Here is a 13,154-nt window from a genome sequence, read left to right on the forward strand (position 1 = left end):
CGTGAAGATCCCCATTTCGGTTTTGGTAGTCATCTACAAAACTGCTGGGGAAGTTCTGTTAATTGAGCGAGCAGATAAAGCGGGTTTCTGGCAGTCGGTGACCGGCAGCCTTGACGCACCCGCTGAAGATCTCGCAATGGCAGCCGCTCGCGAGGTTCTGGAAGAAACAGGAATTGATGTCGTTTCTTTGCCTGAAGGTGCATTGCAAAATAGGCACCATCACATTGAATATGAAATCTATCCTCAATGGCGTCATCGTTATGCGCCGGGCGTGGTCAAAAATACGGAGCATTGGTTTTCATTAAAAGTGCCTGATGACACGCAAGTGACTCTAGCTCCAAGAGAGCATGTTGCCTATCAGTGGCTGCCCTATCAAGAGGCGGCAAAGAAATGTTTTTCTCCTAGTAATGGTGAGGCCATCTTGCAATTATTTTCCGTATGACTAAGCCAACCCATAAGAAAGCAAGATGAGACACTCCTCAGGACGCCATCACGCCGAAGGGGCTTCAAAATCTTCGCAAAGCACTGATTGGAAAGTGATTCGCGATTTATTGCCCTATCTTCTGGAATATAAGGTCAGGGTAGCCTTAGCGTTGGGTTGCTTGATTGCTGCTAAGGTAGCCAACCTGGGTATTCCAATACTGCTTAAAAACTTAATTGATACTTTAAATATCAAAGTTGATTCCCCTCAAGCATTACTTGCGGTTCCCGTGGGATTAATTTTGGCTTACGGACTTTTAAGACTCTCCGCCTCACTCTTTAATGAATTACGGGAAGCCCTCTTTGCCCGTGTTACTCAAAACGCCGTGCGCAAGGTCGCTCTGCAAGTCTTTGAGCATTTACACGCTTTAGCGCTGAGCTTTCATTTGGCGAGACAAACTGGCGGGGTTAGTCGTGATATTGAGCGTGGTACCCGTGGCATCCAATCGCTGATTTCTTATTCGCTGTATAGCATCTTGCCCACACTCATTGAGTTTTGTTTGGTGCTTGGCTATTTTGCCTATTCATATGATATTTGGTTCACTGTAATCACTTCAGTAGCCTTGGTCCTCTATATTGCGTTCACCGTATTAGTCACAGAGTGGCGTAGCCATTTTCGTCGTACGATGAACGAGATGGATTCAAAGGCAAATCAGAAAGCCATCGATTCTTTACTTAATTTTGAGACAGTAAAGTACTTTAGTAACGAAGCTTTTGAAGCAGGTCGTTACGATGAGAATTTAGTACGCTATCAGTTGGCTGCTGTGAAGTCTCAAAAATCCTTGGCTGTGCTCAACCTGGGGCAACAGCTGATTATTGGTGTTGGTCTGGTACTGATTCTTTGGCGCGCCACTCTTGGTGTAGTCGATGGCACGATGACCTTGGGCGACTTGGTCTTAGTCAATACCTTAATGCTTCAGCTCTACATTCCCCTGAATTTTTTGGGCGTGATTTATCGAGAGATAAAACAGGCATTGACAGATATGGATCGGATGTTTTCTTTACTCGGAACAGCAAAAGAAATTGCAGATGCTCCAGATGCGAAGTCACTTCACATTCCTCACTTTGCAATTGGACCTGAGGTTCGCTTTGAACATGTTTCATTTCATTACGAGGCGAAACGAGAAATTCTTAAGGATGTGAGTTTTCATATTCCAGCAGGAACGATTACAGCTGTCGTTGGTCAAAGTGGGGCCGGGAAAAGTACCTTAGCACGGCTATTGTTTCGTTTTTATGATGTGCAGGCCGGCAAGATATTGATTGATGATCAAAATATTCAAGATGTAACTCAGGCGAGTTTGCGCAAGGCAATCGGCATTGTGCCGCAAGATACGGTTTTGTTTAACGACACGATTGGTTACAACATTGCTTATGGCAATCCACACGCTTTGGCTGAGGAAGTATATGAGGCGGCCAGAGCTGCGCAGATTGATCAGTTCATTCGTCACTTACCCGATGGCTACGACACCCAAGTCGGCGAGCGCGGCCTGAAATTATCTGGGGGTGAAAAGCAACGGGTTGCCATTGCCCGCACTTTATTAAAAAAGCCAGCCATGCTTATTTTCGATGAGGCCACTTCGGCGCTCGATTCCAAAACTGAACGCGCTTTTCAGGAGGAGCTGCTGAGTTTGGCGAAGAATCGCACGACCTTAATCATTGCTCATCGGTTATCAACGATCATTCACGCGGACCAAATTTTAGTCATGGACCACGGCAAGATCGTAGAGCGGGGTACCCATGCTGACCTACTGATGCTCAATGGGCGCTATAAGGAAATGTGGCAAATGCAAGAACGGGCCACGCTTGATTAAAATAGCGCCATGAGCAAACAAGAATTATTTCTGAAAAATGCCTTTGCTGCTGCGGTAGCCGCCGCGGACCCACAGCTTATTGTCCCAGAGCATCTTGCGCGCATCTTTTCTCCAGAAGATCGGCCTAAAGGAAGATGCCTTGTAGTGGGCGCTGGCAAAGCAAGCGCATCGATGGCTAGCGCTCTCGAAGCCTATGCAAGTGTGCATTGGCCTGAGGTGACACTTGAAGGTGTGGTCCTGACTCGCTACGGCCATCAGGCGCCCACTTCCCATATACAGATTATCCAAGCAGGTCACCCAGTTCCTGATCAAGCAGGCATGGATGGTGCAGTGGCACTTTTAGCGCTCGTTCAGACTTTGAAGCCGGGAGATGTGTTAATCGCCCTTGTCTCTGGCGGCGGATCCAGTTTGTTAACTTTGCCGCAAGACGGTATTGGAATTGATGATCTGCGCCATACAACGGAAACACTATTGCGCAGTGGCGCCCCCATCGAGGAAATGAACATTGTTCGCAAACACCTTTCCGCTATTTTGGGGGGCAATTTAGCTAGAGCGGCAATGGCTAGAGGTGCACGCGTCGAAGCATTATTAATTTCTGATGTCACCGGCGATGATCCAGCAGATATTGCGAGCGGACCCTGTGCGGCAGACTATTCAACCTACCAAGATGCCTTGGATATTTTGGCTAAATATTTAATGGATGCAGAGTCTATTCCGCAGTCAGTGATGCAGCATCTTTTGCGAGGCGCTGCCGGACAAATTCCTGAGACATTAAAAGAGGCGGATTTAGTGGGTGCTCAAGTCACCAATCATGTGATTGCTACCGCTTACAAAAGTCTTGAGGCTGCCGCAGCCTATATTCAGCAAGAGGGGTACGAGCCCATTATTTTGGGAGACATGATTACTGGTGAGGCGCACGAGGTGGCTATGGAGCAGTCCATCATTGCGCAGGCATACACCGTTGATCAACAATCTAAAGCCCGTCCAATCGCTTTTATTTCGGGCGGTGAATGCACTGTCACTTTACCAGTGGGTATTAAGGGTCGTGGAGGTCGCTGTAGCGAATTCCTTTTATCCTTATTTTCCAATACATTCCACATACCCAATTTATCGGCTTTAGCAGCGGATACCGATGGTATCGATGGTAGCGAAACAAATGCCGGCGCTTGGTTTGTGCCGCAATCACGTTACGCAGCTAACGAGCTGGGGTTAATGCCAGCACCCTTTTTAAATGAGCATGATTGCTATGGTTTTTTTGAGCAAATAGACTGCTTAGTAGAAACTGGACCTACACTTACGAATGTGAATGATTTTAGAATCATCTTGCTCGATTAAGGCCGATTGAAAAGCTATGAAAATAAGTTCCACTCAAATTCAACTCATTCAACCAGACGACTGGCATCTTCATATTCGGGATGGTGATGTCATGCGCGATGTACTGGTTGACACGGCACGACAGTTTGCCCGCGCCATCATCATGCCCAATTTAAAGCCACCTGTGACAACGGTTGCTTTGGCTAAGGAATATAAAGCCCGCATACAGGCGCAATTAAACCTACTGGGCATCGAACACTTCACACCTTTGATGACCTTGTATTTAACGGATAACACTTCCGCTGAAGAAGTGCGCAAAGCACATGCTGAGGGCATTGTGGCATTTAAGCTTTACCCCGCTGGCGCCACTACGAATAGTGACTCAGGTGTGAGTGATATCAAGCATTGTTACAAGGCGCTTGAAGCAATGCAAACGCTGGGCGTACCTCTTTTGATTCATGGTGAAGTGACCCATTCAGAGGTAGACATATTTGACCGTGAAGCGGTTTTTATTGATCAAGTTTTAGAGCCGCTGCGCCACGACTTTCCTGAGCTGAAGATGGTGTTTGAGCACATTACAACCTTGCAGGCAGCTCAATATGTACGTGATGCCTCCACAGCTGGCAAAAATACTTTAGCCGCAACACTTACACCACAGCATTTACTTTTGAACCGCAATGACATGCTTGTTGGCGGTATTCGTCCGCATCATTATTGTTTGCCTGTACTCAAGCGTGAGAAACATCGAGTGGCTTTACTTGAGGCAGCGACTAGCGGTAATCCTCGTTTTTTCTTGGGCACAGATAGTGCGCCGCACGCCAAGGGCGCAAAAGAGACTGCGTGTGGATGTGCTGGTTGCTACAGTGCCTTTAACGCTCTAGGCTTGTATGCCGAAGCTTTTGAAAGTGTAGGTAAGTTAGATAAATTAGAAGGCTTCGCAAGCTTCTTTGGCCCTGATTTTTATTCTTTACCGCGCAACACCAAGGAAATTACTTTGCTCAGGCAGACTCAAGCCGTGCCGCACGAGCTTCCCTTGGGCGGAGATACGATCGTACCTTTGCGTGCTGGTGCAACTATCGCGTGGTCGCTAGTCTAAAGTTTCACGACCTATTTAATTCAATTCTGAGCCAAATTTCTGTGACTGCGTTAGACTTGCGTCGCAGAGTCAATTAGGCAATCGCCGCCTCTTTATTGAGGGGGAGGAAAGTCCGGACTCCACAGGGTAGGGTGTTGGCTAACAGCCATCCACGGCGACGTGCGGAATAGGGCCACAGAGACGAGCGTATTTAGTTACGGTGAAACGCGGTAACCTCCACCCGGAGCAATCCCAAGTAAGCAGACGATGAGGCGACCCGCTGAGTCTGCGGGTAGGGAGCTTGAGCCGTCAGGTAACTGCCGGCCTAGAGGAATGATTGCCCCTAGATGAAAATCTGGGCGACAGAATCCGGCTTATCGATTGACTCTGCACTTATTCTGCAATGACTTCCACGCTGTAAGTCAGTTCCGCTGTTTTAGACAGCATCATGGTCGCTGAACAGTACTTTTCATGAGAAAGCTTGACAGCGCGGTCTACCTTGGCGGGGTCGAGGTCTTTACCTTTTACTTGGAAATGCAAATTAATCTTGGTAAACACTTTAGGGTCTTCGCTAGCTCGCTCCGCTGTAAGTTGAACCTCACAGCCAGTAATGGCTTGCCTAGAGCGCTGTAGGATTAAAACCACATCAAATGCGGAACAGCCACCAGCCCCGGCTAAGAGCAATTCCATTGGTCTAGGGGCTAAATTTCTGCCGCCTGCCTCTGGTGCACCATCCATATTGACCAAGTGGCCACTGCCTGTTTCAGCCGAAAAAGCCATCCCATTACTACCTAACCAACTCACTTTACATTCCATCGGCTTAAATCCTATTTAGACAAATTATCAATAATATCAATAGTTTACCAACATTTTAATAAGCTCTTGAATGATTTGATGCTGAGAATTATTGATTTAGATCAATTTTCTTGCATTGCACCATATTGTGTGTAAGAATGACCATATAGACAGTCAGCCCAATACATAAGCTTTGACTTGTCGCCCAGTGTCTCCTCCACTTAAACATCAGTGGATTCCAACCCAGGACTCGTTCCTGGGTTTTTTTTGGGTTACAATTCAAGGCTTTACTGAATTACCGACTTAGTCAGCGGTAGTTGCTTTACCAGTCGATTGCAGAATCTGCGAGCTTGCAAACATAAGCAGGGCCAAGGTGGACGTAGTTTGATTGGGGTACTTTTTTTTGACTATAACAATTTGAGAAATCATGAAAACTTTTTCTGCAAAATCCCATGAGGTAACGCATGAATGGTTCGTGATTGACGCTACGGACAAAGTCCTCGGTCGTGTCGCCAGTGAAGTGGCACACCGTCTACGCGGCAAGCACAAACCCGAATTCACGCCACACGTTGATACAGGCGACTTTATCGTTGTCATCAACTCATCTAAGCTGCGTGTCACAGGCACAAAAGGCTTGAATAAAATTTACTACCGTCACAGTGGATACCCAGGTGGTATTAGCTCGACTAACTTCGACAAGATGCAAGACCGTTTTCCTGGTCGCGCATTAGAGAAGGCTGTCAAAGGTATGTTGCCTAAAGGCCCACTCGGCTACGCTATGATTAAAAAATTAAAAGTCTATGGCGACGCTACTCATCCACACTCGGCTCAACAGCCTAAAGTGCTAGAGATTTAAGGAATTCATATGGCTATTAATTACGGAACTTGGAATTACGGTACGGGACGTCGCAAGAGTTCAGTTGCGCGCGTATTTATTAAATCTGGCAAAGGCGAAATTACTGTAAACGGTAAGCCTATTGACGCGTATTTTGCTCGTGAAACCTCACGCATGATCGCGCGTCAGCCTTTGGCTCTCACAGCCCACTTAACGACCTTTGATATCAAAGTAAACGTTTCTGGTGGCGGTGAAACTGGTCAAGCTGGTGCGGTTCGTCATGGCGTTACACGCGCTTTGATGGATTACGACATTACTTTGAAGCCAGCCCTGTCTAAAGCAGGTTTGGTTACACGTGATGCACGTGAAGTTGAGCGTAAGAAGGTTGGTCTGCACGGCGCGCGTCGTCGTAAGCAGTTCAGCAAGCGCTAATTTCTTTCAGTCGCTTAGTAATATTGAAAAAGGTCGCGCAAGCGGCCTTTTTTGTTTCTACAATCTAGGTTGTGAGTAGATGTTGCTAAGGCGCTGCTGAGGTCCTGAAGCAATGCGTAATAAGTAATTCGTAATTTTGGAGAATGAAATGATCAAGGTTGGTATTGTTGGCGGAACGGGATACACAGGAGTGGAGCTTTTGCGTTTGCTGGCGCAACATCCTGAAGTCAAAATCCAGGCAATTACTTCTCGTACCGAGGCGGGCATGTCGGTCGCTGAAATGTTCCCTTCTTTGCGTGGTCGCATTGATCTGAAATTTACAAGCCCTGCTGAAGCGAAGTTACAGGAGTGCGATGTGGTTTTCTTTGCCACTCCCCATGGTGTCGCTATGGCGCAAGCAAAAGAACTGTTAGCCGCAGGCGTCAAAGTATTGGATCTCGCTGCGGACTTTCGCCTAAAAGATACTGCCGAGTTTACAAAGTGGTACGGCATGGAGCATGCTTGCCCGGAAATTCTTGCTGAAGCGGTTTATGGTTTGCCTGAGATCAATCGCGAGGCGATTAAAAAGGCCCGCGTGGTTGGTCTTGCAGGTTGTTATCCCACTTCTGTGCAATTAGGTCTTGCGCCTCTTTTAGCCTCCGCATCTACCGGCGGAAAAGCGCTGATTGATGGCACACATATTATTTCTGATTCCAAATCGGGAACCTCAGGGGCTGGTCGTAAAGCCGAAATCGGCACGTTACATGCGGAGTCGAGTGATAACTTTAAGGCGTATGGCGTCAAAGGACACCGTCACTTACCTGAGATTGTGCAAGGCTTAAAAGCGATTGCAGGCCATGACCAGATTGGTTTAACCTTTGTGCCGCACCTCACGCCGTTGGTGCGTGGCATTCATTCGACCTTGTATGTGCGCTTAACTGAGGCGGGTTTAGGGGTGGATTATCAAAAGCTCTATGAAGATTTTTACCAAAATGAACCGTTTGTTGATGTGATGCCTGCAGGTAGTCATCCTGAAACTCGTTCCGTAAGGGGTAGCAATGGTTTGCGAATTGCCGTACACCGTCCCGGCAATGGCGACACCTTGGTGATCTTGGTGGTAGAAGACAATTTGGTCAAAGGCGCTTCTGGTCAAGGGGTTCAGTGTATGAACTTGATGTTTGGGCTGCCGGAGACTACTGGCTTGACTCAAATCGCCTTGTCCCCTTAATTGGGTCTTAAAAGAGGGCCCGATAAAGACCTTTCAGCAACATGGGCATTAAAAGCCTAAAATAGGGTATTGCCTTTTGAATCAGGAGTAAACCATGACCGAATTAGCTACGCAAGCAGTAACCGACTTGGCAGAGCCACCAACCCCCTTGGTGTTTACGGAAAGTGCTGCCGCAAAGGTTGCTGATCTGATCGCTGAAGAAGGAAATCCAGAGCTCAAGTTGCGCGTGTTTGTGCAGGGCGGCGGTTGCTCAGGTTTTCAGTATGGCTTCACATTTGATGATGCTGTAAACGAAGACGACACTTTGTTCGAAAAGAACGGTGTGACGTTGTTAGTTGACTCCATGAGTTTCCAATACTTAGTTGGCGCAGAGATTGATTACAAAGAAGACATCAATGGTTCTCAGTTTGTGATTAAGAACCCTAATGCAACTACTACCTGCGGTTGCGGATCTTCGTTCTCTGCTTAATGGATTTTGTATTGACTCCGCATTTAAGCGGGATAGCAAGCGCCTAAAATTCTAGGACCTTTCGCACCCGTGACGGCCGGCAAATTTGCTGGCCGTTTTTCTTTATGAGCCCATGCTAGCCAAGCGAATGCTAGGCCTTCAACAAGTTGCGGATCAATGCCAAAGGCATCACTAGTAACAATGTTGAGGGGCGCTTTAAATACATCACTGGCATGGGCTTTAAAGGCACCTATCAAGGCAGTATTACGCGCACCTCCACCACAAATAATTAGTTGGACAGTTTGAGGGGCATGAGTTGCAAGGGCTTGCAGCGCAGTCATTGCCGTGAGATGGAGCAAGCTGGCTTGGACATCTTCTGCATTGATATTGTGACCACCAATTTGGTCTTTTAACCAATCTAAGTGAAAGTCATCGCGCCCCGTACTTTTAGGCGGCTTTTTAGAAAAGAACGCCTCTGAGAGCATCTGATCCAGTAGGGCTTGATGAACATTTCCTTGTGAAGCCCAGGTGCCATCATCATCAAAAGCAAAACCCTGTTGATCAGCAATCCATGCATCCATCAGCATATTGCCAGGACCACAATCAAACCCGAGCACCGCACCGTTAGTAGACAGGATGCTAAGGTTGGCTATGCCACCAATATTTAATACGGCCACCGCTTGATCAGATGCAAATTGCTGCGCATGAAAGCTAGGCACTAAAGGCGCTCCATGACCACCTGCCGCCACATCTCGACTTCTAAAGTCAGCAATCACATCGATTGCGGTAAGCTCGGCCAGCAGGGCTGCATTGAGAGTTTGGTGGGTAAAGGCTAAGTGACCCGCTAGATGAGCTTGGTGACGAATGGTTTGGCCATGGGCCCCTATGGCGCTAATCTGCTTTGGTTCTAGTTCTGCTTTTTGGAGTAATTTGTGGGTTATCTCGGCATATGCCAAGGCTAAGGCATTTGCGGCTTGATTCTCTCGCTGAATTTCATTATGCCCAGGAGCTTGCAGGTCAAGCAGCGATTGACGTAATTCAGGTGAAAATGGCAAGCTAACAGCTTCCATGAGGATTGCCTCTCCTGAAGATGCGATGCTTGCTAAGACCGCATCGATCCCGTCTAAGCTGGTGCCAGACATCAGTCCAATATATAGGGATGTAGGTTTGTTCATTGGTTCTAGGCTCAGGGATGCGACAATAATACTTTGGAAAACTAAACGTTAATTTAACTGCTAATTTAACTGACACCCAGCACACACTCTAAACCCATCAGCATGACGGCTAAATCAGAACACCCCTATCCTCTTACTCCTGAAGTATTTGCAGCCCTTGAAGTGACTAAAAGAGGCTGTGACGAGTTATTGGTCGAAGTCGATTGGATTCAGAAGCTGGCTCGTAGCCAAGCTACGGGCGTGCCATTACGTATTAAGTTGGGATTAGATCCCACTGCGCCAGATATTCATCTGGGTCACACAGTGGTTCTGAATAAGCTTCGCCAACTGCAAGATTTGGGCCATACCGTCATTTTCTTGATTGGTGATTTCACCAGCATGATTGGTGATCCATCTGGTCGCAATGCCACACGCCCCCCTCTGACCGCAGAGGCGATAGCCATTAACGCCCAAACCTACTATCAACAAGCAAGCATGATGCTAGACCCTGCCAAAACTGAGGTGCGCTATAACAGTGAGTGGTGCGATCCCTTGGGTGCCCGCGGCATGATTCAGTTGGCGGCTAAATATACGGTAGCGCAGATGTTAGAGCGTGATGACTTTACTAAACGATACCGCAGTGGCATTCCTATTTCAGTACATGAATTTCTCTATCCTTTGATGCAAGGTTATGACTCAGTAGCCTTAAAGAGTGATTTAGAGATTGGTGGAACAGATCAAAAATTTAATCTTTTAGTCGGTCGTGAACTCCAGCGCGAGTTTGACCAAGAACCCCAGTGCATTTTGACTATGCCTTTGCTGGTTGGGCTCGACGGGGTCGAGAAAATGAGTAAGTCCAAAGGCAATTACATTGGCATCAGCGAACCAGCTAGTGACATGTTCGGTAAGCTCATGAGCATCTCGGACGACTTGATGTGGGACTACTATACGCTCTTGTCTTTCCGCCCCATGGCTGAGATTGATCTCATGAAGCAAGAAGTGGCTGCTGGACGTAATCCGCGTGATTGCAAAGTCATGCTTGGTCAAGAGATTGTGAGCCGCTTTCATTCTGAGGCTGCTGCCGAGAAAGCTTTGGAGGATTTCAATCACCGTGCTAAAGGGGGTATTCCAGAGGATATTCCTGAGATCAGCTTAGAAGGCGCCCCGATGGGAATTGCTAATTTTCTCAAAGTTGCAGGCTTAAGCCCTTCTACCTCGGAAGCTAATCGCAACATCGAGCAAAATGGCGTCAAGATTGACGGCGTCACTATCGCCGACAAGCAATTAAAAATAGAAGCAGGAACTTATGTAGTGCAGGTTGGTAAGCGTCGATTTGCTAAGGTAACGCTGGGCTAATCAGTGCTGTCAAGGCTGCTAGGGGGCTTTAAGCCAAAGTGCTCATAGGCTTGACGGGTAGCTACCCTGCCGCGCGAGGTTCTCTGGAGATAGCCTTGCTGAATTAAATAAGGCTCCAGGACATCTTCAATCGTATCGCGCTCTTCACCAATAGCCGCGGCTAGATTATCAATACCCACTGGACCACCGTCAAATTTGTGCAGAATCGCTTCTAGCAATTTTCTGTCCATCACATCAAAACCACTGGGGTCAACATCCAGCATTTTGAGTGCGGCATCAGCCATTTCTTTGGTGATCGTACCGTCCCCTTTGACTTCTGCATAGTCACGCACTCGGCGTAATAAACGGTTAGCAATTCGAGGCGTACCACGGGCGCGTTTAGCAATTTCGACTGAGCCTAGTGGATCAATTTTTGCCTTAAGTAAGCTCGCTGAACGATTAATAATTTTGGTCAATTCTTCAGTCGTATAAAACTCCAGCCTTGCGACAATTCCAAAGCGATCACGCAAGGGGTTGGTGAGCATACCCGCACGGGTAGTCGCGCCAATAAGTGTGAAGGGTTTGAGATCAATTTTGACACTGCGAGCAGCAGGTCCTTCGCCAATCATGATGTCAAGACTGTAGTCCTCTAAAGCGGGATAAAGAATTTCTTCTACTACCGGTGATAAGCGATGGATCTCATCAATGAAGAGGACGTCATTGGTTTCTAAATTAGTCAGTAAGGCGGCAAGATCACCAGGCCTGTCGAGAACGGGACCACTTGTTTGACGAAGATTGACCCCGAGTTCACGCGCAATGATGTGAGCCAATGTAGTCTTACCGAGACCAGGTGGCCCAAATAGTAGGACGTGGTCAAGGGCTTCTTGGCGGCCTCTAGTGGCGGTAATGAAGATTTCTAATTGGGCGCGGGCTTTGGTTTGACCAACGTATTCATCTAGCTGTTTGGGGCGCAGGGCGCGTTCAAAGACTGCTTCGGCATTACCTGCTGTGCCACTCACCATGCGGTCGGAGCGATCAGAGCCACCCTGCGGTAAGTCTTCAGGAATAGAGCTGAGATCTTCTGTATGAATTGCCATGCTGCCAGTGTAGTGGGTATTGTTTATTAAGACTTAGAGAGGTACTTTAGACCCATCCGAATGCCGTCAGAGACAGTACTGTCGGGTGGGATTTGTTTGAGGGCGAGCAGTGCTTCTTTCTCGGAATAGCCTAGGGCTAACAACGCCTGTAGGATTTCACTGCTGGCTTCAATCACGGGTGGTTTGCCACCAGCAATACCAAGGTCTGGGGCCAGCTTACCTTTGAGCTCTAAACACAGACGCTCTGCTGTTTTTTTACCGATGCCAGGAACTTTGGTGAGAAGGTCTGCTTCTTGCATAGCAATTGCTTGAACCAATTCATTGACGCTCATGCCAGACAGCACTGCTAAGGCGGTACGCGAACCGACGCCGCTAATTTTGATTAAAGCTCTAAACGCTTCTCGTTCAGTTTCAGTGGCAAAACCAAAAAGCTGTTGCGCATCTTCGCGCACCTGAAAATGCGTCAAGAGGGTGATCTTTTGATTCACCTCAGGCAGCTGATACAGCGTGCTCATCGGGACATCAATTTCATAGCCTACGCCTTGGCAATCTACCAAGAGACGGGGAGGGTGAACCGACACTAAGGTGCCTTGTATGCGACCAATCATGAGGAGATCTTAACCTGTGATGACATTACTTGCTACGTTTAGTGAGTGTGAGTGCTGCGCTTAATGCTTGCGGCATTTGTGCGTGGTGAGCTGCGCAAATAGCCACGCCTAGTGCATCGGATGCATCTGTTCCGGGTGCACGATTTAACCTGAGAAGACGCTTGACCATTTCTTGTACTTGGGGTTTTGTAGCGCGACCAGTTCCCACAATCGACTGTTTGACTCTGAGAGCGCTGTACTCTGCCACGGGTAATTTTTCCGAGACGAGTGCGGCAATTACGGCTCCTCGGGCTTGACCCAGCATGAGGGTGGAGCGAGGATTGACATTTAAAAAGACTTCTTCAATGGCTGCGGCTTGCGGATGATAGGTTTCCAATACCTCTTTCACTCCGGCATACAGCGCACCCAATCTTTCCGGCAGGCCCTTTGCTGGATCACCACTTTCTATTGTTCCCGAAGCAATATAAGTGAGCTTCTGGCCATCCACATCAATCACACCAAAACCAGTGGTTCGGAGGCCTGGGTCAATACCTATCCAGCGTGTGAGTGCCATACAGTAGCCG

Annotated in this window: 14 protein-coding genes and 1 other RNA gene; 10 read left to right on the forward strand and 5 right to left on the reverse strand. The window is 47.8% G+C overall.

The window, feature by feature from the left end:
* Position 1: 1 nt before the first annotated feature.
* From nudB to rnpB, 5 genes are all read left to right on the forward strand, one after another.
* Complete coding sequence (nudB, locus tag CP950_RS00890; protein ID WP_096671981.1) at positions 2-442, forward strand: dihydroneopterin triphosphate diphosphatase; 441 nt, start codon at positions 2-4, stop codon at positions 440-442.
* A 25-nt stretch (positions 443-467) separates the two neighbouring features.
* A complete protein-coding gene (locus tag CP950_RS00895; protein ID WP_096671982.1) occupies positions 468-2,291 on the forward strand; it encodes an ABCB family ABC transporter ATP-binding protein/permease in 1,824 nt (607 codons plus the stop codon).
* Between the two features lie 9 nt (positions 2,292-2,300).
* A complete protein-coding gene (locus CP950_RS00900) occupies positions 2,301-3,626 on the forward strand; it encodes a glycerate kinase type-2 family protein (protein WP_096671983.1) in 1,326 nt (441 codons plus the stop codon).
* A 16-nt stretch (positions 3,627-3,642) separates the two neighbouring features.
* On the forward strand, positions 3,643-4,701 hold the full coding sequence (gene pyrC / locus CP950_RS00905; protein ID WP_096671984.1) for a dihydroorotase: 1,059 nt from the start codon (positions 3,643-3,645) through the stop codon (positions 4,699-4,701).
* A gap of 65 nt (positions 4,702-4,766) precedes the next feature.
* Positions 4,767-5,073, forward strand: an RNA gene (gene rnpB, locus CP950_RS00910) — RNase P RNA component class A.
* On the opposite strand, the gene CP950_RS00915 is transcribed toward rnpB, so the two are convergent.
* Entirely contained in the window at positions 5,074-5,496 is a 423-nt protein-coding gene (locus CP950_RS00915; protein WP_096671985.1) for an OsmC family protein, read from the reverse strand. It lies immediately after the preceding RNA gene.
* 406 nt (positions 5,497-5,902) lie between these two features.
* Between CP950_RS00915 and rplM the strand changes: the two genes are divergently transcribed.
* The 4 genes from rplM (at position 5,903) to erpA (ending at position 8,418) form a co-directional block, all read left to right on the forward strand.
* Positions 5,903-6,331: a 50S ribosomal protein L13 gene (rplM, locus tag CP950_RS00920; RefSeq protein ID WP_096671986.1), complete on the forward strand. Its 429-nt coding sequence runs from the start codon at positions 5,903-5,905 to the stop codon at positions 6,329-6,331.
* Positions 6,332-6,340: 9 nt separating this feature from the next.
* A complete protein-coding gene (gene rpsI / locus CP950_RS00925) occupies positions 6,341-6,742 on the forward strand; it encodes a 30S ribosomal protein S9 (protein WP_096671987.1) in 402 nt (133 codons plus the stop codon).
* Between the two features lie 148 nt (positions 6,743-6,890).
* Complete coding sequence (argC, locus tag CP950_RS00930) at positions 6,891-7,949, forward strand: N-acetyl-gamma-glutamyl-phosphate reductase (protein ID WP_096671988.1); 1,059 nt, start codon at positions 6,891-6,893, stop codon at positions 7,947-7,949.
* 94 nt (positions 7,950-8,043) lie between these two features.
* Positions 8,044-8,418 carry an iron-sulfur cluster insertion protein ErpA gene (erpA, locus tag CP950_RS00935; protein WP_096671989.1) on the forward strand — a complete coding sequence of 125 codons (375 nt, stop codon included), beginning with the start codon at positions 8,044-8,046 and terminating at the stop codon, positions 8,416-8,418.
* Positions 8,419-8,441: 23 nt separating this feature from the next.
* Here erpA and CP950_RS00940 read toward each other — a convergent pair whose 3' ends face one another.
* A complete protein-coding gene (locus CP950_RS00940; RefSeq protein WP_096671990.1) occupies positions 8,442-9,572 on the reverse strand; it encodes an anhydro-N-acetylmuramic acid kinase in 1,131 nt (376 codons plus the stop codon).
* A gap of 102 nt (positions 9,573-9,674) precedes the next feature.
* Here CP950_RS00940 and tyrS point away from each other — a divergent pair, with 102 nt between their 5' ends.
* Positions 9,675-10,907, forward strand: a complete 1,233-nt coding sequence (tyrS, locus tag CP950_RS00945; protein ID WP_096671991.1) for a tyrosine--tRNA ligase — start codon at positions 9,675-9,677, stop codon at positions 10,905-10,907.
* Here tyrS and ruvB read toward each other — a convergent pair.
* From ruvB to ruvC, 3 genes are all read right to left on the reverse strand, one after another.
* Positions 10,904-11,908: a Holliday junction branch migration DNA helicase RuvB gene (gene ruvB / locus CP950_RS00950; protein ID WP_096672387.1), complete on the reverse strand. Its 1,005-nt coding sequence runs from the start codon at positions 11,906-11,908 to the stop codon at positions 10,904-10,906. The genes tyrS and ruvB overlap by 4 nt on opposite strands.
* Before the next feature lie 101 nt (positions 11,909-12,009).
* Complete coding sequence (gene ruvA, locus CP950_RS00955) at positions 12,010-12,591, reverse strand: Holliday junction branch migration protein RuvA (RefSeq protein ID WP_096671992.1); 582 nt, start codon at positions 12,589-12,591, stop codon at positions 12,010-12,012.
* 25 nt (positions 12,592-12,616) lie between these two features.
* The gene (gene ruvC, locus CP950_RS00960; RefSeq protein ID WP_096671993.1) at positions 12,617-13,144 is read right to left on the reverse strand and encodes a crossover junction endodeoxyribonuclease RuvC; all 528 of its coding nucleotides are present in this window, start codon (positions 13,142-13,144) and stop codon (positions 12,617-12,619) included.
* Positions 13,145-13,154: the final 10 nt, after the last annotated feature.

This window comes from Polynucleobacter meluiroseus (assembly GCF_900205755.1).
In the GTDB taxonomy this organism is placed as follows: Bacteria; Pseudomonadota; Gammaproteobacteria; order Burkholderiales; family Burkholderiaceae; genus Polynucleobacter; species Polynucleobacter meluiroseus.